Source organism: Myroides oncorhynchi, assembly GCF_020905415.1.
In the GTDB taxonomy this organism is placed as follows: Bacteria; Bacteroidota; Bacteroidia; order Flavobacteriales; family Flavobacteriaceae; genus Flavobacterium; species Flavobacterium oncorhynchi_A.
In genome coordinates this window covers 505461-531221 of record NZ_JAJJMP010000001.1, presented here as the reverse complement: position 1 = coordinate 531221, position 25761 = coordinate 505461, and the positions used below count along the sequence as shown (strand labels likewise).

The 25761-nt window shown below is 32.8% G+C and carries 36 protein-coding genes and 1 pseudogene; 34 read left to right on the top strand and 3 right to left on the bottom strand.

Annotated features, from left to right (window positions below):
* Positions 1-32: 32 nt before the first annotated feature.
* The 14 genes and pseudogenes from LNQ81_RS02260 to LNQ81_RS02200 all read left to right on the top strand — a co-directional run bounded on the left by LNQ81_RS02260 (position 33) and on the right by LNQ81_RS02200 (position 8882).
* Complete coding sequence (locus LNQ81_RS02260) at positions 33-473, top strand: hypothetical protein (RefSeq protein WP_229944558.1); 441 nt, start codon at positions 33-35, stop codon at positions 471-473.
* A gap of 322 nt (positions 474-795) precedes the next feature.
* Entirely contained in the window at positions 796-2181 is a 1386-nt protein-coding gene (locus LNQ81_RS02255) for a Fic family protein (RefSeq protein ID WP_229944557.1), read from the top strand.
* 305 nt (positions 2182-2486) lie between these two features.
* Positions 2487-2726: a hypothetical protein gene (locus tag LNQ81_RS02250; protein WP_229944556.1), complete on the top strand. Its 240-nt coding sequence runs from the start codon at positions 2487-2489 to the stop codon at positions 2724-2726.
* Positions 2727-2781: 55 nt separating this feature from the next.
* The gene (locus tag LNQ81_RS02245; RefSeq protein ID WP_229944555.1) at positions 2782-2988 is read left to right on the top strand and encodes a hypothetical protein; all 207 of its coding nucleotides are present in this window, start codon (positions 2782-2784) and stop codon (positions 2986-2988) included.
* Positions 2989-3009: 21 nt separating this feature from the next.
* On the top strand, positions 3010-3633 hold the full coding sequence (locus tag LNQ81_RS02240) for a tetratricopeptide repeat protein (protein ID WP_229944554.1): 624 nt from the start codon (positions 3010-3012) through the stop codon (positions 3631-3633).
* 62 nt (positions 3634-3695) lie between these two features.
* Positions 3696-4235, top strand: a complete 540-nt coding sequence (locus LNQ81_RS02235) for a hypothetical protein (protein WP_229944553.1) — start codon at positions 3696-3698, stop codon at positions 4233-4235.
* A gap of 150 nt (positions 4236-4385) precedes the next feature.
* Positions 4386-5291: a hypothetical protein gene (locus LNQ81_RS02230; protein WP_229944552.1), complete on the top strand. Its 906-nt coding sequence runs from the start codon at positions 4386-4388 to the stop codon at positions 5289-5291.
* Positions 5272-5904 carry an ATP-binding cassette domain-containing protein gene (locus tag LNQ81_RS02225; RefSeq protein ID WP_229944551.1) on the top strand — a complete coding sequence of 211 codons (633 nt, stop codon included), beginning with the start codon at positions 5272-5274 and terminating at the stop codon, positions 5902-5904. The genes LNQ81_RS02230 and LNQ81_RS02225 overlap by 20 nt, the downstream gene beginning before the upstream one ends.
* 7 nt (positions 5905-5911) lie before the next feature.
* Positions 5912-6298 carry a VOC family protein gene (locus LNQ81_RS02220; protein ID WP_229944550.1) on the top strand — a complete coding sequence of 129 codons (387 nt, stop codon included), beginning with the start codon at positions 5912-5914 and terminating at the stop codon, positions 6296-6298.
* 129 nt (positions 6299-6427) lie between these two features.
* On the top strand, positions 6428-6907 hold the full coding sequence (locus LNQ81_RS02215) for a hypothetical protein (RefSeq protein ID WP_229944549.1): 480 nt from the start codon (positions 6428-6430) through the stop codon (positions 6905-6907).
* A 91-nt stretch (positions 6908-6998) separates the two neighbouring features.
* Positions 6999-7217, top strand: coding sequence for a hypothetical protein (locus LNQ81_RS02210; protein ID WP_229944548.1), 219 nt, complete (start codon positions 6999-7001; stop codon positions 7215-7217).
* A 3-nt stretch (positions 7218-7220) separates the two neighbouring features.
* Positions 7221-7298: pseudogene (locus tag LNQ81_RS18235) on the top strand (DUF2695 domain-containing protein); the annotation flags it as partial.
* A 63-nt stretch (positions 7299-7361) separates the two neighbouring features.
* The gene (locus LNQ81_RS02205; protein ID WP_229944547.1) at positions 7362-7937 is read left to right on the top strand and encodes a hypothetical protein; all 576 of its coding nucleotides are present in this window, start codon (positions 7362-7364) and stop codon (positions 7935-7937) included.
* A gap of 279 nt (positions 7938-8216) precedes the next feature.
* Entirely contained in the window at positions 8217-8882 is a 666-nt protein-coding gene (locus tag LNQ81_RS02200) for a VOC family protein (protein ID WP_229944546.1), read from the top strand.
* Between the two features lie 69 nt (positions 8883-8951).
* Here the strand turns inward: LNQ81_RS02200 and LNQ81_RS02195 are convergent, their stop codons facing one another.
* Positions 8952-9368 (bottom strand): DUF4259 domain-containing protein, encoded by a 417-nt coding sequence (locus LNQ81_RS02195; RefSeq protein WP_229944545.1) that lies wholly within the window; start codon positions 9366-9368, stop codon positions 8952-8954.
* Between the two features lie 51 nt (positions 9369-9419).
* A complete protein-coding gene (locus tag LNQ81_RS02190) occupies positions 9420-9764 on the bottom strand; it encodes a winged helix-turn-helix transcriptional regulator (RefSeq protein WP_229944544.1) in 345 nt (114 codons plus the stop codon).
* Positions 9765-9855: 91 nt separating this feature from the next.
* Here LNQ81_RS02190 and LNQ81_RS02185 point away from each other — a divergent pair, with 91 nt between their 5' ends.
* The 6 genes from LNQ81_RS02185 to LNQ81_RS02160 all read left to right on the top strand — a co-directional run bounded on the left by LNQ81_RS02185 (position 9856) and on the right by LNQ81_RS02160 (position 14528).
* Positions 9856-10491, top strand: a complete 636-nt coding sequence (locus LNQ81_RS02185) for a redoxin domain-containing protein (protein ID WP_229944543.1) — start codon at positions 9856-9858, stop codon at positions 10489-10491.
* Between the two features lie 63 nt (positions 10492-10554).
* On the top strand, positions 10555-11181 hold the full coding sequence (locus LNQ81_RS02180; RefSeq protein ID WP_229944542.1) for a hypothetical protein: 627 nt from the start codon (positions 10555-10557) through the stop codon (positions 11179-11181).
* A 55-nt stretch (positions 11182-11236) separates the two neighbouring features.
* The gene (locus LNQ81_RS02175) at positions 11237-12028 is read left to right on the top strand and encodes a DNA alkylation repair protein (RefSeq protein ID WP_229944541.1); all 792 of its coding nucleotides are present in this window, start codon (positions 11237-11239) and stop codon (positions 12026-12028) included.
* Between the two features lie 483 nt (positions 12029-12511).
* Positions 12512-12916, top strand: coding sequence for a hypothetical protein (locus LNQ81_RS02170; protein WP_229944540.1), 405 nt, complete (start codon positions 12512-12514; stop codon positions 12914-12916).
* 92 nt (positions 12917-13008) lie between these two features.
* Positions 13009-14022, top strand: coding sequence for a DUF4421 family protein (locus tag LNQ81_RS02165; protein ID WP_229944539.1), 1014 nt, complete (start codon positions 13009-13011; stop codon positions 14020-14022).
* A 68-nt stretch (positions 14023-14090) separates the two neighbouring features.
* Entirely contained in the window at positions 14091-14528 is a 438-nt protein-coding gene (locus LNQ81_RS02160; RefSeq protein ID WP_229944538.1) for an acyl-CoA thioesterase, read from the top strand.
* 49 nt (positions 14529-14577) lie between these two features.
* Here the strand turns inward: LNQ81_RS02160 and LNQ81_RS02155 are convergent, their stop codons facing one another.
* Positions 14578-15024: a hypothetical protein gene (locus tag LNQ81_RS02155; protein WP_229944537.1), complete on the bottom strand. Its 447-nt coding sequence runs from the start codon at positions 15022-15024 to the stop codon at positions 14578-14580.
* A gap of 231 nt (positions 15025-15255) precedes the next feature.
* Between LNQ81_RS02155 and LNQ81_RS02150 the strand changes: the two genes are divergently transcribed.
* The 14 genes from LNQ81_RS02150 to ric all read left to right on the top strand — a co-directional run bounded on the left by LNQ81_RS02150 (position 15256) and on the right by ric (position 25701).
* On the top strand, positions 15256-16287 hold the full coding sequence (locus LNQ81_RS02150; RefSeq protein WP_229944536.1) for a cytochrome-c peroxidase: 1032 nt from the start codon (positions 15256-15258) through the stop codon (positions 16285-16287).
* Between the two features lie 297 nt (positions 16288-16584).
* On the top strand, positions 16585-17358 hold the full coding sequence (locus LNQ81_RS02145; protein ID WP_229944535.1) for a 3'-5' exonuclease: 774 nt from the start codon (positions 16585-16587) through the stop codon (positions 17356-17358).
* An 11-nt stretch (positions 17359-17369) separates the two neighbouring features.
* On the top strand, positions 17370-17981 hold the full coding sequence (locus tag LNQ81_RS02140) for a fumarylacetoacetate hydrolase family protein (protein ID WP_229944534.1): 612 nt from the start codon (positions 17370-17372) through the stop codon (positions 17979-17981).
* Between the two features lie 4 nt (positions 17982-17985).
* Positions 17986-18330: a histidine kinase gene (locus LNQ81_RS02135; RefSeq protein ID WP_229944533.1), complete on the top strand. Its 345-nt coding sequence runs from the start codon at positions 17986-17988 to the stop codon at positions 18328-18330.
* Positions 18331-18337: 7 nt separating this feature from the next.
* Positions 18338-19582, top strand: a complete 1245-nt coding sequence (locus LNQ81_RS02130) for a CinA family nicotinamide mononucleotide deamidase-related protein (protein ID WP_229944532.1) — start codon at positions 18338-18340, stop codon at positions 19580-19582.
* Between the two features lie 81 nt (positions 19583-19663).
* Positions 19664-19900, top strand: a complete 237-nt coding sequence (rpmB, locus tag LNQ81_RS02125) for a 50S ribosomal protein L28 (RefSeq protein WP_038986280.1) — start codon at positions 19664-19666, stop codon at positions 19898-19900.
* Positions 19901-19927: 27 nt separating this feature from the next.
* Positions 19928-20110, top strand: a complete 183-nt coding sequence (gene rpmG / locus LNQ81_RS02120) for a 50S ribosomal protein L33 (RefSeq protein ID WP_006260303.1) — start codon at positions 19928-19930, stop codon at positions 20108-20110.
* 9 nt (positions 20111-20119) lie between these two features.
* Positions 20120-20272, top strand: a complete 153-nt coding sequence (locus tag LNQ81_RS02115; protein WP_229944531.1) for a DUF4295 domain-containing protein — start codon at positions 20120-20122, stop codon at positions 20270-20272.
* Positions 20273-20396: 124 nt separating this feature from the next.
* Complete coding sequence (ftsY, locus tag LNQ81_RS02110) at positions 20397-21350, top strand: signal recognition particle-docking protein FtsY (protein ID WP_229944530.1); 954 nt, start codon at positions 20397-20399, stop codon at positions 21348-21350.
* Between the two features lie 8 nt (positions 21351-21358).
* Positions 21359-21787 (top strand): hypothetical protein, encoded by a 429-nt coding sequence (locus tag LNQ81_RS02105; RefSeq protein WP_229944529.1) that lies wholly within the window; start codon positions 21359-21361, stop codon positions 21785-21787.
* 9 nt (positions 21788-21796) lie between these two features.
* The gene (locus LNQ81_RS02100) at positions 21797-22108 is read left to right on the top strand and encodes a DciA family protein (protein ID WP_229944528.1); all 312 of its coding nucleotides are present in this window, start codon (positions 21797-21799) and stop codon (positions 22106-22108) included.
* Between the two features lie 135 nt (positions 22109-22243).
* Positions 22244-22678: an RrF2 family transcriptional regulator gene (locus LNQ81_RS02095; RefSeq protein ID WP_229944527.1), complete on the top strand. Its 435-nt coding sequence runs from the start codon at positions 22244-22246 to the stop codon at positions 22676-22678.
* A 70-nt stretch (positions 22679-22748) separates the two neighbouring features.
* Positions 22749-24998, top strand: a complete 2250-nt coding sequence (locus LNQ81_RS02090; RefSeq protein ID WP_229944526.1) for a nitric-oxide reductase large subunit — start codon at positions 22749-22751, stop codon at positions 24996-24998.
* The gene (gene ric / locus LNQ81_RS02085) at positions 24988-25701 is read left to right on the top strand and encodes an iron-sulfur cluster repair di-iron protein (protein ID WP_229944525.1); all 714 of its coding nucleotides are present in this window, start codon (positions 24988-24990) and stop codon (positions 25699-25701) included. Before LNQ81_RS02090 ends, ric begins: the two co-directional genes overlap by 11 nt.
* Positions 25702-25761 lie beyond the last annotated feature (60 nt).

Here is a 25761-nt window from a genome sequence, read left to right as displayed (position 1 = left end):
GTTATTAGATAATATCATTGATAAAGAGGGAAATGGACGATATACAAGGGCAACTTTTTAAAACATCTTTAAGTAATGAAGAGTTACCTAATTCAGATGGTTTTGTCACTAAAGTACGTAATCATATAAAAGATTTAGGAATTACTATTGCTTTTGACGAAGGATGGGATAAACGTATTAGAGTAGTTGATGAAGATATAGAAAATGCTACCAAGAAACTATATAGGTTACAAGGTTTTTTAGGAATAGAATTACTGAATTATGAACTGAAAGAACATATATCCTTAGTGAAATATGTACAGTCGGATTTTACAGAAAACACAAAAGGCTTTAAGTGGTTGAGTGATTGTATGCAGGCTATTAAAGAACGAAAGAAACTTACAATTACCCATAAGCGTTTTGAAAAGGAGGAAACAAATAAAAGAGAAGATATTATTCTAGTAGTGGTCGGAAGATTAATCTTCCGACCATGACTAGCTAGTTAGCTTCCCTTTTTTTGTTTAGAATAGCATCCAACTGTATAAAACTTCGGGGCTTATTTTTTCTCAGAATATTATCTAAATAGTATACTACATGATTTTTTAGGATGAGGGATAATTCTTAACTTCGCCTGCCGAAAAGAAGCAGTTCATAAGAAGGTTGTTTTTGTAGTAAACAACAGGACTTGGAGGGCTGTTTAGCTATTTGTATTTTCTGCTAGATAAAGGGTGTGAGATTAGAAATAGCTAGGTTATATACGCTGATTTTTATAATATGAATAGAATCAGGTGTATAGATTTAAATTAATCAGTGAAGATGACGTATACAGAGGTAAAAATAAAGATAGATAACTTACAGCAACAGGTAGAGGCACTAGGAGGATTGAATAGTGAGCAATTTGTAACGCTGTCAGAGAAGTATAGATTAGAGTGTAACTATTATTCTAATTGGGCAGAGGGAAATACACTGACTAAAGAAGAGGTTCGCAGTATGATTGGGGGGATGGTGAATGTGGCGAATAAACCTCTTCGTGATTTGATGGAAATCAAGATGTATGATGAGGTATTAAAAGAGATGTTAGGTGGAGGTCTAGTAGAAGTACATCTGTCAGAGAAGTATATCAAAGAGCTTCATACTAAGCTAATATATGAAGAAAATACAGAAAACAAGTTAGCTATAGGGCAATGGAAACAATCTGCTAATGAGATGATTACTTACAAAGGGGATAAATATCCTTATGTGGGTGTAGCTGAGGTAAAAGCAGAGATGAAGGAGTTGATCAATCGTACGAATGAAGCTATTGATTATATTTTAAAGGGAAAGAAGTATGCACCGCATCCTATAGATGTGGCATTAAACTTTCACGTTGATTTCTTGAAGATTAGTCCTTTTGATAGAGGGAATAGAATTATTGCCCGTATGTTGAGTAATCAGATTTTGATTGCATTTGTGTATACTCCGTTTTGGATTACAGATAAGGAAAGTAAGGCGTATGAGCAATATCTTGCAGATGTATTATGTTACGAAGAGGCTAAAGATGATTTGTTTAGTCATATAGGTCAACAAATCCTTCGTTCACAACAGATGGTAGTAGATATCCAAGAAGGGAAGTCTATTGAAGAATCTGAGAAGTTCTACAACCAAATAGAGATGCTTAAACGCCAACTAAAAGCGAAAGAGGAAGAGCAGAGTAAGGTGAAATCAGCTGTATGGTTAGAGTCTATATTTACTCACTCTCTACATCCTTTATTTAAAACGATAGAGAATAATGTAAAAGAGAGCTTTGGAGATTTATTTGAAGAGATAATAGGACAGTATACTTTAGATGCTTCAGAAGAGGAGATAGAAGAGTCTATCATTAATGAAGAGGAAGAAAGTGTTGCTACTGAAGAAGAGATTAATGAGGATGAGGTATTAGAAGAGATGTCTAATGAAATAGATTTAGACAATTCAAGTATTGAATGGGATAGAGCAGAAGGTATACAATCTGTTATCCGTTTAGATGGGTTTAAACTAATAGAAGGAGCAGAAGCTATAGAAGTAGGCTTAGCTTGTGGGTTTACCGAATGGACTTATCTGATAGACTTAGGCAATGGTACAGTATTCGAAAAAGAATACGATCAGCAGTTAGAAGCTAAGGATATAAAAGTAATTAGTGACTATACTTGTGAATTGATTGTAAAAAGAATCAATGAAGTATAAGTCTCTTCAACCCAGAATCAGCGTTAGCCAAATACTGCAAAGTAATTCTATTTCCTAGTTCTTTCATTAGCTCTAAAAACATACTATAGTATGCTTTTAGAGCTAATTCAGATCTATTTTGTATAATTATTTTTCGTTTATCTGCCTATCACTTATTCTGGGTTCAAAAGATATAAAAACAAAAGCACTGTTAATGACAGTGCTTTTTGTTTTTATATAAATTATCAAATATTATTGTTCTAATTCGTTGATTTGGAATATTCTTTGTAGATAGTTAATTGTATTAATTATCAAAATAAGGGATTATGAATATAGAAGCTTATTTACATCCTAATTATAGGATTTGCAGTATGTCTCCAGTAGAGGCTAAGGAAGAGTTGGCTACGTGGAGTAGAGATGAGATGATTGCTTGGTTGTGTTGGTGTGATCCAGTTGGTATTTTCACAGATAGAGAAGCTGTAATAGAATATGGAGATATTATTTGGAGAAATGAAGCAATAGAATTGATAATGTATAAGATAGAAAAGATGATTAGAGAGGAATAGTTATAAAAAAAGTGTATTTTTAATTTAGAATTACAACTAATTTTAAACAAGAACTATGAAATACTATCTTATTATTTCTTTGTGTTTTAGCTTTTTAGGGTGTCAACACTTTGAGGAGGAACAAGTGTGGCCTAAAGAAGTTAGCCTAAGTAAAGAAGTTAGCCTAAGTAAAGAACAAAAAATAAAACAAGATAGTATTATTGACAAGTATGCCACTAATGGAGCGCATAGGTATCACTACTATTTAGATATGGCGAAGTGACAGGCTAATCTAGATGAAGGGTTGCAACAGGATAGTACTATCGCTTATTTATGGCAACAAAAGGCGATGCCTTATTTTAAAGTTAGGAAATATGAGTTAGGAATGACTTATTTAGATAAAGCTGTGCAGTATGATGTAAAGAGATATTTGCCCTATCGAGCTTTTATCAAATGTGTGTTTTCGAAGACTTATAAGGAGGCCATAGCGGATTTTGAAGAGTGTATAATGCGCTGGGGGGATGGTTACGAGATGGATCATACTTATACTTTTTATATCGGACTGTCTTATTTGCAATTAAATGAGTTTAAGAAAGCAGAAGAGTATTTCTTAAAAGCAGTGGCTAAACAGAAGGAGGTATTTCAGGATATACATCACTTAGATTTGTTTTATCTAGGTATTGTAAAATATGAAGAAGAATTGTATCAAGATGCGATTGATTATTTTGATTTGGCTACAAAGGAGTATAAAGAGTTTTCGGACGCATACTATTATAAGGCTCTTTGCCAAGATAAGCTAAATGATACAGAGGCAGAAGGAACCTTTAAGATATTCATGGACTATAATAAAAAGGGATATTCTATCAATGAAGCGAATGCTATCTATGAGCGTTATCCATATCAAATAGAAAAGCGTTATGCAAATTAGTTGTTTATAGGGATATTGATTCTTTGTAATAATTTCTACATTTGTTGAAAATAACAACAAGTATGAAAAAAGTATTAATGCTTATATGTTTAGTTGCTCTAACAATAGGGTGTAAGCAACAGGCTACAGTGGAAGGGGAGAAAACTGAAGTGGCTAGTACCTCAGGTGTTGAAGGAACTGTAGCTAAAAGTGATAAAATAGAACAATTGTTTAGTGAGATGTTAGTCCCAATGGAAATAGCGCAAGAGGGAGCTGAGAAGATTACAGATAAATACGGTATTGACTTTGGAGGAACGTGCTATGCCTGTGATGTAGCTGAGATTATTGTAGATGGAGAGATGATTAATCTGATGAATGCTTGTGATGTGCAGACACAAATATCTTATAAAATTACTAAGGTAGAAGAGAAAGATAAGATCATTACAGTATCAACTCCATTGAATGAGTTTGTATTTGAAAGAATAGATGATTATCCTATGTATAAGTTGACAGTTAAAGGTCAAGCGATAGATAAAGAGCACTTCAGAACGGCAGGTTTCTATACGCTGAAGAGCAAGTTAGAGACATTTACAGTACACGATTGTGGAGATTTTGAGGGATAGGAATTGGTTTACAGTGTACTGTTAACAGTTCACAGTGATTAATAAAATAAGATATAGAAAAAGTCGAGGCGATTGCTTCGACTTTTTTAGTTATTTACCCGTAACGAATAGACAGTTTTTAATACTTATCTTGTCATATATTTGATGTAAATGATTACACTTCTGAGTTACTTAATAAGCATACGTTTTAGAAAGTTTATTTCTAAGGGAGATTATATAGCTATGTCTTTAATCATAGGGCTTTATATAGGTGTCGCCTTAGTGTGTTATTTTAACTATGAAGTAGTTAGAGGAACTTATTACATAGTATTCCTAGATGCGATACTCTATCATTTAGGTAGAACAGATGTAGAACTATTAAAGGTGTATAAACATTATCGTTTCGTGCTGTGGTTAGAATATATGATATACAGTATACCTTTTTTGACTGTATTAGCATTAAAGAGAGAATTCATCGGACTATCAGTGGTAATAGTAATCTATTACTTATTATCCTATATCCCAAAGAAGCAATCAATTGTAATTAAGGTCCCTTTCTCATTAGTTAATCCCTTTTGGCACATTAGTTTTAGAAAGTATAAACTGCTTTGGATACTGCCAATAGTAATATTATTTAGTGTAATGGGAATCAAGTATAATAATGGAAATCTTGTGATTGCAAGTTTTGTGCTTGTGGGGATGATAGCAAGTATAGCGACATTTGAAAGAGAGCGAATTATTGAAATAAAAGTAAGTACATTATCTGCAAAGGAATATATAGAAAAGCAAGTCAAGACTGAGATGTGGAACACGCTGACACTAATACTTCCTGTACTTGTGTTAGTTAATGTATTGTCATTTGATTGGAATTATGTGTTTTTAGGTAGTTTAATTTTAGCTATTCCTATGTGTAATGTAATACTTAAATATGCATTCTATGAGAGTGTGTTTAAACAACAATTGTTTATAGGAGGCTGCTTCTTAGGGCTAGGGCTTCCCTTATTAGCAATCCCCTTTCTATATAAACGAGCTATTCGTCAATTAAATCAGATTAAAGATGTTGAAAATACATATTAAAGAAAAGCGATACGGTAACCAAGTAGTTTTAGAAAATGTCAAGTTTCATATTGCTACTCCTGGGATATATGGCGTAATGGGAAAGAATGGTCAGGGCAAAACGACAATGTTTAAGTGTATGATTGGATTAGAGAAGTATACAGGATCGAGTACTTTAAATGATAATGTTATATCTACGCAAGGAGTAGGATGGTGTGGAGCTGAGCCTGCTGTATATAATGAGTTAACTGCTGAGGAGTTTTATAAATTCTATCAACACTTGATTCAACAAAAGATGGAAGGGCAACAGTTATTATTTGATTTGCCATCTGATAAATTGATTAAGGAGTTCTCTACAGGGATGAAAAAGAAAGTTTATTTAAATGCTATATTTCAGAAAGAGTACCCGATGTATATCTTAGACGAACCGTTTAACGGACTAGATATAGAGTCCAATTACTATTTGATGAAGTATTTATTGCATTTATCTGAGCGTAGTATCATCTTTATATCTTCTCATATTGTAGATGTATTATATAAGCACTGTAAGTCTATTTATGTGATAAAAGAAAAAGGAATTACTTTATATCCACAAGAGGAGTTTGACAAAATAGAAGGGACATTTTTTAATTAAACCAATTATGATAAAATACAGTTATACGATAATGTATGTAGTGTATGTAGAAGCTACAGTTAAGTTTTATGAAGAGGCATTTGGGTTTGTGCGAAAGTTCGTTACCCCAGAAGCAGATTATGGAGAGTTAGTGTCAGGAGAGACTACTATTGCCTTTGCGCAAGTAGATTTAGCATTAAGCAATTTGAAAGAAGGATATCAGCAAGTGAGCTGTGATAAACCTTTTGGGATAGAGTTGGGCTTTGTGGTAGAAGATGTAGCAATAGCTATGCAGAAAGTAGAGCACGCAGGAGGTAAAGTATACGAGGATCTAACAGTGAAACCTTGGGGGCAAACAGTAGGGTACGTTTTAGATAATAATGGTTTTTTAATAGAGCTGTGTACCGCTATGTAAAGTATCTAAAAAGGATAAACTTATTTTAAAAAGATGATATACATTTGCATAGTTAATCAGTTGTTTGTAAGATGTATATAATTAATATTAGCAACGTGTAATAATAGTAATTGTCATAAAAGGTAAGGTATGATAGTTTGGTCAGGGAAAGGAATATTTGCAATACTGTTTTTGGGATTAGGAGCGCTTATAGGCAGTCTTATACCAGATTTTGGATATAAAAAAGAGGTTATTTATATCTTTGCATCACTAGGAGGGGTGTTTACTTGGCATATAGGGAGGAAGTGGAATAAGGAAGTGATTTACTATGATGAGCCGACTCAGCAGTATTATAAAACGGAGAATGAGAATACCCTTTTTTGGATACCGATGCAGTATGTAGGCATACTAGGGATGATCGGTGCTATAGGTTATCTAATAGACATTAATCTCACTGTAGGAATAATATGGACGGTGTGGCTAATTTATTTTACAGGATATAGTTACTTTGAGCGAATAGGATGGACATTTACAAAATCTGATAAGCAAGTGATGAGTAAGAGTGAAAGCACTGAGCGCAATATTCATAAACCTTCTTCAGGAGGGTGGGAGAGTAGGCAAGGTAAGTAAGTCCTGAATCAATGTTAGCAAAATAGCACAAAGTAATTAGATCTATCTAGTATAATTACTATTCGTTTATTCTGAAATAAAAGAGATTAATATGACTGAAAAGCAATTAGAAAAACAACGTAAGCAAGAGCTAAAACAACAGTGGCAAAAGGAGCAACAGTTATTATTTGATAATAGTCTACCAATGGGTAGAGTTTATTTTACTCAGTTGTTTGATGCCTTAGATCATTCTCTCGAAAAGGATGGGTGTAACCATACAAATGAAAAAACGATGGAGATATTGAAAAGTATGGATGTAGAGAATATATAAGAAGTCATTTTATGGCTTAAAGAATATGGGGGATATTGTGATTGTGAAGTACTTTGGAATGTAGAGGAGCATTTTGAGTAAGAATAATCTTTTTTATATAGCTAATTAGTGTTAAATTAGAGTAGTAATTTTTGTATATGAACTATGGGATGGATTATATTTATTGTTTTGCTAGTTGGAGCTTATTTACTTTATAAGAAAAATACTGATAGAAAGTGTAAATCAGTTAAACAGTTTAAATTAGTATCCGAAGAGTTACTTACTGTAAGCTTAGAACATAGTGAGGTTAGACAGCATCGTTATCACTATGATGGAGTTAGGGATAATACTGCTTTTCTTAATAAGGATTTCAGATATAGCTTGTCTGAAAAAAGAGCAGGAATAGATAGTGTATGGATTCAAAATAAAATTACTACAAGTTATGATCTTATACAAAATAGAATTAATTATATTGAAAGCTTAGAGTTGTATGAAGTACGCATTCCTGTTTTTTTTGATGGCAAAGAAATGAAAGCTGTCTCTGCAATGGAGATCGATAGGTCAACATTAAAAATACACCTCTTTAATGAAAAGGATGTAAAAATATTAGTGCAGAAGTATGAAACGAAGCAGGGAGAGGTTAAGTATGATTGTATTTTTGGTTTTGATTTTTTACTGAGTGATGAAAAGTACAAATCTATGTATATTAGTACTTATATGCTGTATAGTAATATCTCTTAAATATTTAATACGGATATATTTAACCCAGAATCAGCATTAGCCAAATACTACAAAGTAATTCTACCTCACAGTTCTTTCATTAGCTCTAAAATCATACTATAGTATGATTGTATCGTTAATTCAGACCTATTTTGTATAATTACTTTTCGTTTATATGTCTATCGCTGATTCTGGGTCTAAGATTGATTATCTCAATGGTCTTATAGATTCTATAGTATGAGTTTGTGTGATTAGTACGAGAGTTTATTCAGATATTTGTAATACTAAAAAATAATAGATATGAACATATTAAGCATCAATATACAGACAAATAAATTAGAAAAAAGTAAACAATTCTATGCAGAAGTGTTGGAATTACCTATAATAGAATCATTAGAAGAGAGTGTAACAGTACAGGCAGGTGATACGATACTAACTCTTGAGGAGACAACAGATGAAGTAAATGTTTATCACCTCGCATTTAATATCCCTTCTAATCAATTACAGAATGCTTTAGCTTGGGCGAAAGAACATTTGACTTTAATTGAGAATATAGAAGGTAATCTGGTAACTACATTCGAAACTTGGAAAGCACAGTCTATCTACTTTACGGATAACAATGGTAATCTATTAGAGTTTATCGCAAGAGAAGAATTACAGATAAATGTACAAGGGGACTTCTCTCCTGCACAGGTAATAAATATCAGTGAGATAGGAATCGTGGCAGAGCAACCGATGATACAAGCAGAAAAGCTGATTGCAGAGTATGGTCTTTCTTACTTTGATAAAGTACAACCTACAGAACAGTTCTTAGCTTTAGGGGATGATAATGGACTATTGATTATGGTAGCTCCTAATCGCAATTGGTTCCCAACTGCTACACCTGCTCAGTTCACTACTTCTGAAGTGATGATAGAAGATAATGAATTAGTTGCTTCACTAAAGAGTGCTGATTTATATAAGTAAAGAGATACACTAATGATTACATCCTTAGATAATTAAACGAAAAAGAGGCTACTAAGTAGTCTCTTTTTGTTATTGTAAACGATTGATTAAGTCTTGAATATTTTGTTTCCACAAAGGAAAAAGCTCTGTATTCTCTTCCCATAATTCATATAGGTGACAGTCGGGAGCAATTACTTTTTGTAGTGCCTGAATAGCCATAGGCTTTAAATCTTCTACTTGGAGTGTAGGATTGATTTGATAAAAGATATTGACATTGCTTTCATCACCTTCATCTGCTGCATCAGTTCTATATTGTGTTTTGTTTAATAGATTATCTAGATAGGCTGCAGACACTGTTACAGCATGTGCTTCGTCATATTCTAAATAGTCAGTTTGAATGGCATTTTCAAATGATTCAATAAAAAACGCCCTTGCGTCTGTAGTAATTTCACTTGTGAAGTCGTAAGCAGTATCATCATCAAAGATACCATAATCCCATGCTCCCATGTATTCATTTTGTTTGGTTAGTATTTCAAAAGTACAACTTTAATAACTAGTTTATTCAACTCTATTAGTGGTTTTTAATAAAGTCTCTCCCCAAGCATTGAGTTTCCATAGTACTTCTACTAATTGTTCTCCGAGAGGAGTGAGGTAGTACTCTACTCTTGGGGGAAGTTCGTTATAGCTTATCTTGGTCAAGATGCCATCTTGTTCTAATTCTTTTAATTGTTGGTTTAGCACACGGCGGTCAACTTTCATAATTCCCTTCAGCATTTCACTTGGACGTTTGTGCCCTTGGTTTATTTGCCAAACAATAGGCACTTTCCACTTTCCACTGATTGCATTCACTGCAAATTCGAGCGGACATATTTTTTCTTCTATCGTTGATGTCTTGGTATTCATAAAAGTGATTTTTTTATCCCTATGGGGGAAATATATGCGGTATTGTACAGTAACAAAGTGATTATCACCTTTGCAAAAATAAGACTTTAATATGAAAGACATAAAAGAAGCATTAGAGACTATTAGTCAAGGAATGCAAGCTCAAGTACCTGTAGAAACGTTAACTGCATTTGGCAACTCTATCGCAGATTTGCAAGCACGAGATTTTGGTAAGACATCTGAAGTGGGAATGAAGTTCGCAAAAGAAAAAGTACTTACAGAAGAAGGGAAAGAGAAGGAGGTCACGGAACTTTTTGGAGGGAAGAAAGTCTTGGTAAGTTTTGTACGAGGGAGTTGGTGTCCATTCTGTAATGTAGAGATGGCTCACTTGATGAGTTATTATAAAGAATTACAAGAGAATGATGTTGAGGTAATCGCAATATCACCTATGAATATTGAGTTACTTAATAAGTGGAAAGACGAAATGCAAATGTCTTTTAGCATAGCACAAGACAAGGATCTTACGTTAAGTAAAGCTTTAGGTATTGATTTTACGTTACAAGACTTCGTTACACCACATTATGAAGCATTGGGTATCGATGTTAAGATCTTTAATCACACGGATGAAGCGGAATTAGTACTTCCTGCTGTATATCTGTTAGATGAATCAGGAGTGATTGCGTTTAGATATATGGATGTGAATTATGGTACACGTCTAGATCTAGGAGAATTGGTAGGGAGTCTTTAAAGTGAATAAGAGTTTATCAAATAAATCATTTATCAGTATATTAGAGTTATATAATAATAGAGTATGACTAAATATTTTTTGCCTATCGCTTTTTTAGTAAGTGCAATAGGAATGACTTCGTGTAAAGATAGCAATCCAAAAACAGCAACAATAGTAGAAGCTATGAATACAGATAACTCGCCTGAAGAGGAAGTGCAGAAGGATTTGCTAAATGTGTTAACTGACGAAAAGGATTTGTTGATTAATGAAGGAAGTGAGCAAGTAATGAAATCCTTGATCCCTACGTTTAATCGTATTAATGCGTTTACAGAATGGGCACAGATTTCGACAGTAGACTTTACTACAGGGACAGGAGAGGGAGTAACAAAGTTATATTACAACAAAGAATTACAAGTCGAAAAGATTGTTGTACGCAAATATGAAAAGGAACAACAATCACTTGATGTGTATTATTTGAATGAGGGACGAGTTGCTTTAGTGATTAAGCAACTACTGGTTTACAATGTTGATGTAAAGGATAAGGCATTTAGTATAGAAGAAAGTGAATATACTAAAGACTGTAATTATTTCGCAAGGGGTAAACTTATCTCAATAATGAGTAATCAAGATTGCGGAGCACCGTTTGCGCATGATTATTTAGTAGAAGTGGATAAAGAAATAAAAGAGGAAGTAAAGAAATTAATTCCTTAGAATAGTACTATTGAAATAAAGCTCCTTGGAGCTTTATTCGTTTATAGAAATGAGTATGGAAAATAGAAAAGGAGCAAAAGCTATAAAAGATATTCCAACTGATGTATTGGTTGGATTAAATAAAGGAGAATTGTCAAGTGTGAATTTGACAGAATGGTTAGCGATTGATCAACGTTTATTAGTGGAGAATGTCTTAGATTCTTTAGGTAGAAATACGTATATCCCGATTGTCTTAGATGCGATAGAAGGATTAGAAAAGAAGACTGTGAATACAATTAATCAATGTATTGGTTACACATTATTTCACTTAACCAAAGAAGAGAATGACACTGAGTTATTTACTTTATTAAAGCAACACAAAAGTGATTTAGTACGTTGTTGGGCTACTTATTTTATAGGATATAATGAATCACTAAATATTAGAGAAAAGCTAAAAGGGATTAGATACTTTGCTGGAGATACACATTTTGGAGTACGTGAGATTTGCTGGATGGCGGTGAGAGCTGATATTATTGCAAATTTAGAAGAAAGTATAGCTCTACTACTACCTTGGACAGGAGACAAGAGTGAATATGTAAGAAGATTTGTGACTGAGTCAACAAGGCCAAGAGGAGTGTGGTGTAAACATATTGAAGTTTTAAAAGAAAAACCTGAGTTTGGTATACCGCTGTTAGAAGCATTAAAGTCAGATTCTTCTAAGTATGTGAAGGATAGTGTAGGGAATTGGCTAAATGATGCAGCAAAGACAAGACCTGATTTTGTAATAGAATTGTGTGATAAATGGCAAGCAGAAGTATCCCAAAAGGATACAAATTATATTATTCTTAGGGCTAAAAGAAGTTTGTAAGGTTTTATTCAAAACTACTTTTTTGATGTAATTCTACGGTATAAATAAGATTACTAGATTTTTGTTAATATCTAATTTGTATTAGATGTGTATTATTAATGTTGTTTTTTACTTATGCATTAACAGTTTTTAGCTGATATATTTTGTTATAAACTAATTTTGAGTTTTTTTATTGTTTATTATATCTCAATTGTGTGTAGAATAAAAGATATGTTTATATATATTGTTTAATGTTTGTTTTTTTATTAAAAATAATATGTTGTCTTTTTTATAGCGGTTTTTAAATGATAAAAAAAAACATTAAAATTAATTATTTATCATAATAATACATTTAAATGTTTTTATTAGTATAAATAAATAATTAATTATAGTTTGTTAAAATAACTATATGTTATTGTGTGTTTTAAAAAAAGTAATTCAATGTTTTGAGTACTAATGTTTTAGTATCTTTATCAGTGAAAAGAAAAATTAATTTTGTTGTTTATGAAAGCAGAAGTACAATTTAACGACTTCACAGGAAGTATTGCAGCAGATATCTCAGATATCATTGCAGCTAAAAAAGGTAATTATATCAGTAGTATTGGGGAGTACTTTGATATTGACCAAAAAAGGTTTAAAGTAGTAGGGATATCTTTAACGGGTATTGCAGACTTTAAAGTGACTTTAATTTGTGTAGATAAAGAAAAAAGCACAGAAAATAAGGAGCACATTGTTAATATGACCTTAGAGTTGGATGCAGCAGGGCAAAAAAACATGTTAAATGTTTTATTCAAACGTTTGAATCTTGTTTTATTTGATGCTGGCGAAAAGCATTATTCAGCACTAGAATGTGACGAGGTAGTTACATTTAATGAATTTCATACATACGATTATTTTGATGTAAATTAAAAGTAGTTAACAAGTAATTTAAAGAAACCTTCAGTTTTATACTGGAGGTTTTTTTTATTAATATTGCTTTGTCAAATTTTAAATAATAAAGGGTGAGGTGTTTTATAGGGTTGATTTTTTTATTCTTTTTTACTACCAACTATGGGCAGGTTGATTCATCTTATGTAAAAGAACATGTCAAGCCTTATGGAGCAAAAGTGTATTTTGGGAAAGATATATTGGCATTAGATTATGACTTTGAAGAAAGTAAACAGAAGCAGACTTTTCAATCTAATAAACCCACAACAATCGGAATTGGTTTTTTATGGGGAAGCTCTTCTTTGAGTTTTAGTTATGGTTTTTCTTTTATGAGAGATAAGCAAAGAGGGAAAACGAAAGCAACTGATTTTCAGTATCATTATTATGGAGATAAGTTTCTCATAGATCTGTACTATAAACGGAACAAAGGCTTCTATCGTTATTCAGATAATAAGAAGGGAGATATACCTACTATAAATAATATTTATCCTGATTTTAGCATTAATATGTATGGTTTAATGTTACAATACGTGAGTAATAATACAAGATATTCTTTAGGAGCAGCATACGACTTTAATAGAGTACAGATTAAGTCTGCTGGGTCTTTGTTAGTAGGAGGGGGAGTCTTTTATACATCATTACACAATATTCCTACTGTTTCGGAAAACATAAGTGATTTTGATAAAAGAACATATCATTTTGGACCTAATATAGGGTATGGGTATAATTGGGTTCCTTACAAAAAAACACTAGTAGCAGGAGCATTTACACTAGGTATTAATGGCGCAATAGAAGAAAATTTGTTAACTAATAAAACATCATTTATTGTTAACCCTACCGCTATTGGACGATTTACTATTGGCTATATTGGAGAAGAGTGGATAATAACAGGAACAGCTTTAACGAATGGTTTATTTTTAAATTTCAAAGAAAATTATCAGACTAGTTTGTTATCTAGTAATTTTACTTTTACAGTTATCAAGCGTTTTACTTTGAAAAAGGAAATAAGGTTTTTGAAAAAAGGGTATGATTGGAAAAGTAGCCTATTTGGAAGTAAAACAAAAAATGTTGATACTCAGTTGGACTAAATGCTAATTGTTTACTCTGTTTGTAATGTTTTTCATATATTCAACTTTTAAAATAAGAATATTTAGATATGGGATTTAATAACAATGATTATAGATTTTACCATCCGCTAGAAATTAGATGGAGTGATATGGATGCTTTAGGACATGTAAATAATGTTATGTATATAGATTATTTCCAAATAGGAAGAGGTTTTTATATGAATCAAGCGAGTACAACATGGGACTGGTATAAACATATGTTTGTTATTGCTAACATTTCATGTAATTATCTCAAAGAGATAAACTTGTCGGTTAAACATCCAAGAGTAGGAGTGAGGATTTCGAAAATGGGAAGCAAAAGTTTTGAAATAGAATATACTATTGTCAGTGAAGGTGAAAATAGGGAATTGATAGTGCACGCCATAGGAACTAGCACTCAAGTAATGATTGATATTCAGGAGAAAAAGACGATAGAAATACCAAATTGGTTAAGAGAAGAAGTTTTGGCATTTGAACCAGGACTATAGCAAAATAAAGAGTGGACTTATTTTCCCCTCTTTATTTTATGATATGTAATTAATATTTGTCATTTTTCCATATAGCAATATCTGCTAAGATACGTTGATTATCTGCATTAACTTCTTTTAAATGACTAGATGTATACAGCGTATATCTGGCTTTATTTAATTGTAATTTGACTTCATGTTCACTTATGATTTTTACTGATATTTCTTTGGTTTTATCTGTAAATTCTTGATACCTTTTATTTTCTTTGTTTTCAATTAGAGTTAAATAAATAGGCTCGGTATTATTATTTAGTTTAGAATCTTGTTGATAAACTAAAGTAGCTTCTCCATCTTTAAAAGAAAAAAAATAATTTTTAAACATGAATGTTTTTGCAGAATATACTACAGTTTTTTCATTTTGTAGTTTATAGGGTGTAGATACTATCGTTTCTGTCGTTTGACAACTTATAGAGCTTAGTAGCATTATAGATATAAGTAGGGAATAAGTTGTTTTCATAGTGATTAGTCGTTGTTGGTTATAGCTAAAATAAGATAAAAATTCAATAAACCAAATTTTTTTTTATTTAATGTGTTTTTTTATGTTTTATTTATTGAATTTATGTTTGTTTTGAGTAAGCTATGTTGTTGAAATGATAAAACTCAATATGAGAAGACAACTTGATATTTATCATATACTGCGAATAAGATTAAGGGTAATTTGAAACTATAAATCAAAGTAGTATTAATTATGAGAAAGCAACTTGTTTTACTTGCTGTATTATTGTCATTTATCAGTTGTAAAAAAGAACAAAAGAACGATACTGTAGTTACAGAGATAGGGGAGTCAGAATTGTTAATTAAAGCGAAAACCTTCTTTCAACCCATTTCGTCGGTAGAGAATAAGGATTTAGATCCTGAGAAGGTAGCATTAGGTAAATATTTGTATTTTGATAATCGCCTATCTAAAGATGGAAATATTAGTTGTAACTCTTGCCATAACTTAAATACTTATGGAGTAGATAATTTAGCATTTTCACCAGGAGATGACGGCTCTTTAGGAGGGCGTAATTCTCCTACCGTTTTTCACGCAGCGTTACATAGTATGCAATTTTGGGATGGTAGAGCAAAAGATGTTGAAGAACAAGCTGGTGGTCCCATTTTAAATCCTGTGGAGCACAATATAAAAAATGAAAAGGAATTAGAGGACAAATTAAGGAAAGTAGACATGTATAAAGCGAAGTTTGCTGCTATATACAAGTCTGATAAGGAACCTGTTACTTTTGAAAATATCACAAATGCTATTGGAGCTTTTGAGCGCACACTAATGCCAGAAAGTAGGTTTGATAAATTTCTTGAAGGAAATGTGAGCGCCCTATCTGCTCAAGAACAAAAAGGTTTGGAGGCGTTTATTTCTGTAGGTTGTATTACTTGTCATAATGGAGTAGCAATGGGAGGACAGATGTTCCAAAAGTTTGGTGTATATGGAGATTATTGGCAAGAAACTAAATCTAAAAAAGTAGATAATGGATTAGCTGATTTAAGTAATAGAGATACTGAAAAGTACTTTTTTAAAGTACCTGGCTTAAGAAATATTGTACATACTGGACCATATTTTCACGATGGTTCTGTAAAAGATTTGAAAGAAGCTGTACGAATTATGGCTAGTTTGCAAACTAATGTCAAATTAAGCCAAGAACAAATAGACGATATCACTGTATTCTTAGGAAGTTTATCAAGTGATATTAAGGATGAAGTCAAAAAATCTCCTTTTGAGTCATAAATTGAGTTAGATATGTTATTTTAATTGTAGATAAAGGTTATTCTCATTATAGGGTAACCTTTATTTTTTGAGTTAAAATGTCTTTTCTGTACTATTTTAGTAGGGTGGTCGGCATGTGGTCGGCTGTTGATGGGCATGTGGTCGGCTTAAAAGTGCTAAAAACAGCCTATCACATTAGTATCACTAGCCTATGATTGGGAACTAGTATAAAAGTTAATGTTATAAAAGTTAGGTGTTGATTTTGAGTCGTAAAACATTACATTTATTATATTTGTAATTAAATAAAAAAACAGAATAATGGAGTTGAAATTACATAGACCTATCTGTTTCTTCGATTTAGAAACAACAGGAATAGACGTAGCGAGAGATAGAGTAGTAGAAATAGCGATATTAAAAGTATTTCCTAACGGAAACAAAGAGAGTAAGACTTGGTTAGTAAATCCAGAAAGGAGTATACCTGCACAGTCTACAGCAATTCATGGTATTACAGATGAGAAGGTAGCTAATGAACCGACTTTTAAAGAGTTGTCTCCACTAATATATAATATGATCAAAGATTCTGATTTAGCTGGATTTAACTCAGATCGTTTTGATATTCCACTGTTAGCAGAAGAGTTATTAAGATCAGGAGTCGATTTTGAGATGGGAAATAGAGTTTCTGTTGATATTCAGACTATCTTTCATAAGAAGGAAGAGCGTACATTAAGTGCTGCATACAGATTCTACTGTAATGCTACATTAGAGAATGCGCACTCAGCTGATGCTGATACTAATGCTACTTATGAAATACTAAAAGCACAGTTAGACCGATATGATGACTTAGAGAATGATATGAAGTCACTTTCAGAATATACAACTCGTAAGAAGAGTGTTGATTTTGCAGGATTTATAGCTTTAAATGAAGAAGGAAAAGAAATCTTTACGTTTGGTAAACATAAAGGAGCTTTAGTTGATGAGGTATTAGATAATGAGCCGGGTTATTACGGTTGGATCCAGAATGCGGACTTTCCATTATACACAAAGAAAGTGTTGACAGGATTAAAGTTGAGAAAATTAAATAATAAGTTGTAATAATTTCTTTTATGAAAATAGTTTGTATAGGGAGAAATTACGTAGAGCATATTGAGGAACTTAACAATGAGAGGCCTTCAGAACCAGTGTTGTTTATTAAACCTGATTCTGCCTTGCTAGGAAGGGAGTGTCCTTTTGCGATTCCTGACTTCTCTAGCGATATCCATTATGAAATAGAAGTGGTTGTTAAGATTATTAAAGTAGGTAAATACATTGAACCTAAGTTTGCTCATAAATATTATGATGAGGTGACTGTGGGGATAGATTTTACTGCTAGAGATGTGCAAAGTCAATTAAAAGAAAAGGGATTGCCTTGGGAAAAGGCAAAAGCTTTTGATGGCTCAGCTATGCTTGGAGAATTTATTGACAAGAGTGAGTTAGACAATTTGTATGACACTACGTTCTCATTAATACATAATGGCAATGTGGTACAAGAAGCAAGTACAGCGCAAATGATTTGGAATATAGATGAAACTATCGCTGAAATTTCTAAGTATTTTACCCTGAAGAAAGGAGATTTGATTTTTACAGGAACACCTAAAGGTGTTGGTAATGTAAATGAAGGAGATGTGTTAGAAGGGGTTTTAGCAGGTAAAAAGTTGTTTCGTTTAAACGTAAAATAAGATTATGGCACTTCATTATGATTTAGGACCGATATTACAAACATATAATGACGATCAAGTTGTTGTTAAATCGGGTTTAATTGTCTTTGTAGATGAGTCGAAAGATTGGCTAAAGAGAATAAAGAAAGGAATTAATGACAAAGCGTATAACGATGTAATAGAAAGTATTAGTTTTCTTACACCTTCATTAGAATTTCTTGGGATGGAACAGGCTATAGAAGAAGCTTCTTCTATAGAAACATGGGCAAAGGATCAAGGCAAGACGAAGGCTATTAAAGAAACTTTTAAAATTTTTAAGGAGCGTGTGAAAAATGCTCGTAAAGAAATAAGAAAAGACTTTAACTTATAACTGTAGTATGAGAGCAAGTATAATCACAATAGGAGATGAGATATTAATTGGTCAAATTGTTGATACTAATTCTACATATTTGGCAAAAGAACTTGATACGTTAGGTTTTGATATTGTTGAGATAAAAACTGTTTCAGATAAAAAAGAAGCAATAGAACAAGCGATGACATCTCAGGTTAATGTTGTTGATTTAGTGATTATGACAGGAGGACTGGGACCTACTAAAGATGATGTGACTAAAAAAGTTTTTTGTGATTTTTTTAATGATTATTTAGTTGAGAATGAAGAGGTTCTGGCACATGTTACGATACTTTTAGAAAACTATTATAAGAAACCGATTTCAGAAATTAATAAGCAACAAGCTCTAGTTCCTTCAACATCTACTATATTGTTTAATAGTGTAGGAACAGCTCCTGGTATGTTGATGAAAAAAGAAAATACTTTCTTTGTTTCATTTCCTGGAGTGCCATTTGAAATGAAAACAATTTTTCAAGAGCAATTAGTTCCTTATGTAAAAGGACTCTTTAAAGGAGTATTTAATATACATAAAACAATTGTAACTTATGGGATTGGAGAGAGCTTATTAGCGGAGTACTTGGAAGATTGGGAGAATAATTTGCCTTCGGATATTAAATTAGCTTATTTACCCAGTCCTGGTAAAGTAAGGTTGCGTTTATCTAGTAGAGGAGAGAATCATGTCTTTCTTTCTCAAAGTATTGATATGCAGATTGATAGAATGCCTGAGGAAGCGAAAGATTATATTCGTGCTTATGAAGATATAGAGTTTCCTGAAATTATTATAAAAGAGTTGCAAATTAGAAATAAAACTATTTCTTTTGCAGAAAGTTGTACAGGTGGACAGTTAGCAGTAATGTTTAATAGAAAGCCAGGATCTTCAGTGTATTTTAAAGGAGGGGTGGTATGTTATGCTACCGAGAGTAAAATAGATATGTTAGGAGTTAATCCAGAGACAATAGATAAACATACCGTAGTTAGTAAAGAAGTAGCTTTAGAAATGGCTAAACAAGCACAATTGAAATTCAAAAGTGATTATGCGATTTCTACTACCGGTAATGCTGGACCAACAAAAGGAGATTCGAATGTAGAGGTAGGAACAGTGTATATTGGAATAGCAACACCAGATGAAGTATTGGCTATAGAATGTAAATTTGGTCAACCACGAGAAAAGGTTATAAATAGTGCTATAGCAAGGGGTTTGGAATTAATATATAATGAAATATTAAAAAAATAACGCGAAAGATTTTGTATAATAATTTTCTTTTTCGTTACTTTGCACCCTGATTTTGAATATTGAAATAAAAGATAAGAAATAATGTCAAGAGTTTGTGAAATTACTGGTAAACGCGCAATGGTTGGAAACAACGTTTCTCACGCGATGAATAAAACTAAGAGAAAGTTTTCTGTTAACTTAGTTAAAAAACGTTTCTACATTGCTGAAGAAGACAGATGGGTAACATTGAAATTATCAACGTCTGCATTAAAAACAATTAACAAAAAAGGTATTGTTGCTGTATTGAAAGATGCAAAAGCAAAAGGATTAGTAAAATAATTCGTACCCATTAAAAAATAGAATACGATGGCAAAGAAAGGGAACAGAATTCAAGTGATCTTAGAATGTACTGAACACAAAGCGTCTGGGTTACCAGGAACTTCAAGATACATCACGACTAAGAATAAGAAAAACACACCTGATAGATTGGAAATTAAAAAATTCAACCCTATCATGAAGAAAGTAACAGTTCACAAAGAAATTAAATAATTATTAGTCATGGCAAAGAAAACCGTAGCAACTTTAAGAACTTCTTCTAAAAAGTTGACTAAAGCAATCAAAATGGTTAAATCTCCTAAAACTGGAGCTTACACATTTGTTGAGTCTGTTATGGCTCCTGATTTTGTGGATGAGTTCTTAAGCAAGAAGTAATTACCATTATAAAGATTTTGAAAAGCTGTCTGTATAGACAGCTTTTTTTATTTATGTACTTTATTATAGTGGGTAAAAGGTTAGCGTTTTATTCTTTATATTTGTACTAGTTAATAAAAGTTATATGAGTTTTTTTAAGAAGTTATTTTCTTCAGAAAAGAAGGAAACTTTAGATAAAGGTTTAGAAAAGTCTAAATCTTCTTTTTTCTCAAAACTTACTAAAGCTGTAGCTGGTAAGTCTAAAGTAGATGATGATGTCCTTGATAATTTAGAGGAGATACTTGTATCATCTGATGTAGGTGTTAATACTACATTAAAAATTATTGAACGTATTGAAGAGCGTGTTTCTAAAGATAAGTATGTTGGTACTGATGAGTTAAATCAGATTCTTAGGGATGAGATTGCAAGCTTGCTATCTGAGACACAGTCTGGTGAAGCGACAGAGTTTGATATTCCAAAAGATAAGAAACCATACGTATTAATGGTTGTAGGTGTTAATGGCGCTGGTAAAACTACCACTATTGGAAAGCTTGCTTATCAGTTTAAGAAAGCTGGATTTAGTGTTGTTTTAGGTGCGGCAGATACATTTAGAGCGGCTGCAATTGATCAGTTACAAGTTTGGGCTGATAGAGTAGGAGTGCCTATTGTTAGACAGCAAATGGGAAGTGACCCTGCATCTGTTGCTTTTGATACCTTACAGTCAGCTGTTACACAAAATGCTGATATAGTTATTATAGATACTGCGGGTCGTCTGCATAATAAGATTAACTTGATGAACGAGTTAACAAAGGTTAAACGAGTTATGCAAAAGGTTATCCCTGATGCACCTCATGATGTTATGTTAGTATTAGATGGATCTACAGGTCAAAATGCTTTTGAGCAAGCAAAACAATTTACAGCAGCTACTGAAGTAAATTGCCTTGCAGTTACTAAACTAGATGGTACCGCTAAAGGCGGAGTTGTTATTGGTATATCAGATCAATTCCAAATTCCAGTGAAGTACATTGGCGTAGGTGAAGGTATCGAAGACTTACAAGTGTTTAATAAGTATGAGTTTGTGGACTCTTTCTTTAAATAAGTGAAGTGATGACTAAAGTATATAAAGTTTTTTTTGCTAGTATTTTGTTTTTGGTTGTTAGTTGTGGGAAAACTTACACTAATGAAGACTTAAAAGTGATGAATGGGTATTGGGAAATAGAGAAAGCTAAGATGCCTGAAGGTGAGGTGAAAGACTACACTATCAATGCATCAATAGATTACTTCGAAATTAATGAGAAGGGAGAAGGGATTCGTCAGAAGGTTATGCCTCAGGTTAACGGTGAGTATTTAACTAATGAGGTAGCTGAAAAGCTTACTATAATTAATGAGAATGGTATAACTTGGTTAAAATATAAAACTGATTTTGCTGAGTGGAAAGAGGAATTGATAAAATTGGATGAGGACGAGTTTGTAGTGAAGAATGAAAATGATATCATGTATTATTATAAAAAAGCAGTACCATTTACACTTAAATAAGAGAGTATATTGAAAAAGTATGATGTAAATAAGCGTATCAGAGAAGAAAGTAGTATACAGGATCTTTTGAAAATCTTTATCCAGTCAAATAACCTTGATAAAGGGATAGATAATTTGGATGTGCGTACAGCTTGGAAGAATTTATTGGGGCCTGGTATAGCAAATTATACTTTAGATATTCTTTTAAAGAGAGATGTGTTATATGTGGCTTTATCTTCTCCTATAGTGCGTGAGGAATTGACTTATGGTAAAAGTAAAATTATTCGTATGATCAATGAAGATTTGGGAAGAGATGTAATTGCGGATATTGTGTTTAGATAAATTGTTTATAATCAAAATGATAAAAAGCAACATTAGCTTAAAAACTAATGTTGCTTTTTTTATTTACATATAAAGGACTTTTTTATCTTTTATGTCTAAATTATGTTTTATATTTGTAGTGTAAAAGTAAATGATATGTTTTCTAAAGCTTGTGAGTATGCTATTCGTTCAATCGTTTTTATTTCAGTTTCTTCACTGAAAGGAGAACGTGTAGGCTTTAAAGAAATAGCGAAAGAGATAGACGCTCCGGAAGCTTTTACAGCTAAGATACTTCAGAAGCTTTCTAAGAGTGGAATTATTGAATCAGTGAAAGGTGTAGGTGGAGGATTTGAAATACCTGTATCTAATTTAGATAAGGTAAAATTATGTGAGGTCGTGAATATTATAGATGGAGATTCTATCTATAAGGGATGTGGATTGGGATTAGCAGAGTGTTCTGAAACTCATCCTTGTCCTGTGCACTTTAAGTTTAAAGCGATTCGTGAAGGGTTAAGGCAAATGTTAGAAACTACTACTTTAAAAGAGTTAGCCAATGGTACCAAATCTGGTGATACTTTTTTAAAGGTGTAATTATACGTAGGGAGTAACTTCCCTTTTTTTATATAAACATAAAAGACAAAAACATCTTCTATTAGACAATATGGACAAAAGGCAAAAGAAATTATGGATAGCATTCACGATAGTAATGTTATTCTCATTTGGGGTTCTTGGTTATTTTGGTATTGAGATATATCAAGAAGCTCCACCAGTTCCGACAGTAGTAAAGACTGTGAATGGAACTGAAGTATTATTAGCAAGTGATATAAAAGACGGTCAGAATGTCTGGCAGAGTATAGGTGGACAGGAAGTAGGTTCAGTGTGGGGACATGGAGCTTATGTGGCACCTGACTGGACTGCTGACTATCTACATAGAGAGGCTGTGTATTTATTAGATTATTATGCTAATGAAAAGTATGGTAAGCCTTATACAGAAGCATCTGTAGAAGAGCAAGCCTACTTAAAAGCACATCTTCAAAATAACGTTAGATCTAATACATACAATAAAGCTACTGGAGTCTTAACGATATCAGAAGAGCGTAATATGGCTCGTCTATATCTTCAAGAATATTATAGTAAACTATTTACTGATGATTCAGAGTTTGCACAATTGCGTAAAGACTATGCTATCCCGAATAATTCAATAACAGATCCAACTAGATTAAAACAACTAAATGCTTTCTTCTTTTGGGCTACTTGGGCTACAGTAACGAATAGGCCTGATAATGATGTAAGTTATACCCATAACTGGCCTGCAGAAGATTTAGTAGGTAACGTAGCTACAACACCTCTTATCGCTTGGTCAGGAGTAAGTGTTATCTTGTTAATCTTTGCAGTAGGAGTATTAGTGTACTATCACGTCGCATCTAAACAAGAAGAGGAAGAGATGGTGCCTGCAATAGATCCTGTGTCAAATGGGGTAGTGACTAAGAGTATGACTATTCTGAAGAAGTACTTCTGGGTGGTATGTCTGTTAATGTTATTACAGGTAGCACTAGGTATTCTAACAGCACACTATGGTGTAGAAGGACAGGGACTATATGGTATTCCATTAGATCAGATCTTACCTTATTCTGTGACTCGTACATGGCATACACAGTTGGCTATTTTTTGGATTGCGACAGCGTGGTTAGGTACAGGGTTATATATATCGCCTGCTGTAGGAGGTAAAGATCCTAAGTTCCAAGTATTCGGAGTGAATTTCTTATTTGTTGCCTTACTGATTATTGTGCTTGGTTCTATGATAGGACAGTGGTTTGGTATTATGCAGAAACTTGACTTAGTACAAAACTTCTGGTTTGGTCATCAAGGATATGAATATGTAGACTTAGGACGTTTCTGGCAGATATTCTTATTTGTTGGTTTGTTTGTATGGTTAGCATTAATGATAAGACCACTTATACCTGTATTAAAAGAGAAAGGTAGTCAACATCGAAACTTGATTATCTTATTCTTAATCTCATGTGGGGCTATTGCCTTATTCTATGGAGCTGGATTAATGTGGGGAAGACAAACTAACTTAGCCATAGCAGAGTATTGGAGATGGTGGGTAGTGCATTTATGGGTAGAAGGTTTCTTTGAAGTATTTGCAACTGTAGTGTTAGCTTTCTTATTCGTGCGAATGGGATTGATTAAAACAAAAACAGCTACTAATGGTGCATTATTCTCTACGATAGTGTTTATGTCAGGAGGGATAATAGGAACATTCCATCACTTATACTTCTCAGGTACACCAACAGCTGTAATGGCATTAGGAGCTACATTTAGTGCGCTTGAAGTAGTGCCTTTAACACTGATAGGGTATGAAGCGTATGAGAACTATAAGTTATCTACTCATAAAGGGTGGTTAGAAGATTATAAATGGCCAATATACTTTATGATAGCAGTGGCATTCTGGAACTTCTTAGGAGCGGGAGTGTTTGGGTTTATTATCAATCCACCAATAGCTCTTTATTATGTACAAGGACTTAATACAACACCTCTTCACGCACATACTGCCTTATTCGGAGTATATGGAATGTTGGGAATAGGGTTAATGTTATTTGTACTTAGAAGTATTTATAGAGATGTCAAATGGAATGATAAGTTATTAAAAATAGGGTTTTGGGGACTGAACTTAGGATTGTTATTAATGGCATTATTAAGTCTATTACCAATAGGAATATGGCAAGCGATCGAAAGTATTCAACACGGGATGTGGTATGCTCGCTCAAGTGAGTTGATGCAACTACCAGCTATGAATACCTTAAAATGGCTTCGTACAATAGGAGATGTAGTATTTACAGTGGGAATATTCGCTGTCGTATTATTTGTTTTCAAACTAACATTTAAAAAAAGCAATCATGAAAAATAGAACAGTTGGCTCATTTGTAGCAGAAGATTTTAGAACAGCAGCAATATTTAATAGATATGGAATAGACTTCTGTTGTAAAGGAGGACGTACCATAGATGAAGTATGTGAGAAAAAATCAGTGAATCAAGAGGAATTAGTAGGAGAGTTAGAACGCCTATTAACACAACAGGCAGAGGGTAGTATTGACTTTAGACAATGGCCATTAGATTTATTGGCTGATTATATAGAGAAAACGCATCACAGATATGTGGAAGAGAAAATACCTGTGTTACTACAGTTTTTAAATAAACTAAGTAGAGTGCACGGAGATAGACACCCTGAGTTACATGAGATAAATGAGCTGTTTATTGGTTGTGCTCAAGAGCTTAGTCAACACCTTAAAAAAGAAGAGTTGGTTCTATTTCCATTTGTTCGCCAGATGGTATCATCTACCATCTCAGGACAACCGCTTAATACACCTCACTTCGGTACGGTGCAAAATCCTGTAGCCATGATGATGCATGAACATGATGGAGAGGGAGAACGTTTCCGAAAAATAGCAGAGTTGTCAAATAATTATACTCCACCAGCTGATGGGTGTAATACCTATAAAGTGACGTATGCAATGTTAAAAGAATTTGAAGAGGATTTGCATAAACACATTCACTTAGAAAATAATATATTGTTTCCAAGTGCTATAGTATTAGAACAAAAGTTCGCATAATATTTTTAATTGTTATAGAAGTGCCTTATCTTAGTATTGAGGCACTTCTTGTATAAAAAC

Bases quoted from the DNA above. Each gene is read 5' to 3' on its own strand.
- LNQ81_RS02190 (WP_229944544.1), bottom strand. From the start codon at position 9,764: ATGAATACCAAGACATCAACGATAGAAGAAAAAATATGTCCGCTCGAA.
- ftsY (WP_229944530.1), top strand. From the start codon at position 20,397: ATGAGTTTTTTTAAGAAGTTATTTTCTTCAGAAAAGAAGGAAACTTTA.
- LNQ81_RS02250 (WP_229944556.1), top strand. From the start codon at position 2,487: ATGAATATAGAAGCTTATTTACATCCTAATTATAGGATTTGCAGTATG.
- LNQ81_RS02180 (WP_229944542.1), top strand. From the start codon at position 10,555: ATGACTAAATATTTTTTGCCTATCGCTTTTTTAGTAAGTGCAATAGGA.
- LNQ81_RS02140 (WP_229944534.1), top strand. From the start codon at position 17,370: ATGAAAATAGTTTGTATAGGGAGAAATTACGTAGAGCATATTGAGGAA.
- rpmG (WP_006260303.1), top strand. From the start codon at position 19,928: ATGGCAAAGAAAGGGAACAGAATTCAAGTGATCTTAGAATGTACTGAA.
- LNQ81_RS02185 (WP_229944543.1), top strand. From the start codon at position 9,856: ATGAAAGACATAAAAGAAGCATTAGAGACTATTAGTCAAGGAATGCAA.
- LNQ81_RS02135 (WP_229944533.1), top strand. From the start codon at position 17,986: ATGGCACTTCATTATGATTTAGGACCGATATTACAAACATATAATGAC.
- LNQ81_RS02205 (WP_229944547.1), top strand. From the start codon at position 7,362: ATGGGATGGATTATATTTATTGTTTTGCTAGTTGGAGCTTATTTACTT.
- LNQ81_RS02195 (WP_229944545.1), bottom strand. From the start codon at position 9,368: ATGGGAGCATGGGATTATGGTATCTTTGATGATGATACTGCTTACGAC.
- rpmB (WP_038986280.1), top strand. From the start codon at position 19,664: ATGTCAAGAGTTTGTGAAATTACTGGTAAACGCGCAATGGTTGGAAAC.
- LNQ81_RS02210 (WP_229944548.1), top strand. From the start codon at position 6,999: ATGACTGAAAAGCAATTAGAAAAACAACGTAAGCAAGAGCTAAAACAA.
- LNQ81_RS02215 (WP_229944549.1), top strand. From the start codon at position 6,428: ATGATAGTTTGGTCAGGGAAAGGAATATTTGCAATACTGTTTTTGGGA.
- LNQ81_RS02155 (WP_229944537.1), bottom strand. From the start codon at position 15,024: ATGAAAACAACTTATTCCCTACTTATATCTATAATGCTACTAAGCTCT.
- LNQ81_RS02095 (WP_229944527.1), top strand. From the start codon at position 22,244: ATGTTTTCTAAAGCTTGTGAGTATGCTATTCGTTCAATCGTTTTTATT.
- LNQ81_RS02255 (WP_229944557.1), top strand. From the start codon at position 796: ATGACGTATACAGAGGTAAAAATAAAGATAGATAACTTACAGCAACAG.
- LNQ81_RS02260 (WP_229944558.1), top strand. From the start codon at position 33: ATGGACGATATACAAGGGCAACTTTTTAAAACATCTTTAAGTAATGAA.
- LNQ81_RS02160 (WP_229944538.1), top strand. From the start codon at position 14,091: ATGGGATTTAATAACAATGATTATAGATTTTACCATCCGCTAGAAATT.
- LNQ81_RS02170 (WP_229944540.1), top strand. From the start codon at position 12,512: ATGAAAGCAGAAGTACAATTTAACGACTTCACAGGAAGTATTGCAGCA.
- LNQ81_RS02245 (WP_229944555.1), top strand. From the start codon at position 2,782: ATGAAATACTATCTTATTATTTCTTTGTGTTTTAGCTTTTTAGGGTGT.
- LNQ81_RS02200 (WP_229944546.1), top strand. From the start codon at position 8,217: ATGAACATATTAAGCATCAATATACAGACAAATAAATTAGAAAAAAGT.
- LNQ81_RS02220 (WP_229944550.1), top strand. From the start codon at position 5,912: ATGATAAAATACAGTTATACGATAATGTATGTAGTGTATGTAGAAGCT.
- ric (WP_229944525.1), top strand. From the start codon at position 24,988: ATGAAAAATAGAACAGTTGGCTCATTTGTAGCAGAAGATTTTAGAACA.
- LNQ81_RS02235 (WP_229944553.1), top strand. From the start codon at position 3,696: ATGAAAAAAGTATTAATGCTTATATGTTTAGTTGCTCTAACAATAGGG.
- LNQ81_RS02105 (WP_229944529.1), top strand. From the start codon at position 21,359: ATGACTAAAGTATATAAAGTTTTTTTTGCTAGTATTTTGTTTTTGGTT.
- LNQ81_RS02150 (WP_229944536.1), top strand. From the start codon at position 15,256: ATGAGAAAGCAACTTGTTTTACTTGCTGTATTATTGTCATTTATCAGT.
- LNQ81_RS02115 (WP_229944531.1), top strand. From the start codon at position 20,120: ATGGCAAAGAAAACCGTAGCAACTTTAAGAACTTCTTCTAAAAAGTTG.
- LNQ81_RS02145 (WP_229944535.1), top strand. From the start codon at position 16,585: ATGGAGTTGAAATTACATAGACCTATCTGTTTCTTCGATTTAGAAACA.
- LNQ81_RS02230 (WP_229944552.1), top strand. From the start codon at position 4,386: ATGATTACACTTCTGAGTTACTTAATAAGCATACGTTTTAGAAAGTTT.
- LNQ81_RS02175 (WP_229944541.1), top strand. From the start codon at position 11,237: ATGGAAAATAGAAAAGGAGCAAAAGCTATAAAAGATATTCCAACTGAT.
- LNQ81_RS02225 (WP_229944551.1), top strand. From the start codon at position 5,272: ATGTTGAAAATACATATTAAAGAAAAGCGATACGGTAACCAAGTAGTT.
- LNQ81_RS02090 (WP_229944526.1), top strand. From the start codon at position 22,749: ATGGACAAAAGGCAAAAGAAATTATGGATAGCATTCACGATAGTAATG.
- LNQ81_RS02130 (WP_229944532.1), top strand. From the start codon at position 18,338: ATGAGAGCAAGTATAATCACAATAGGAGATGAGATATTAATTGGTCAA.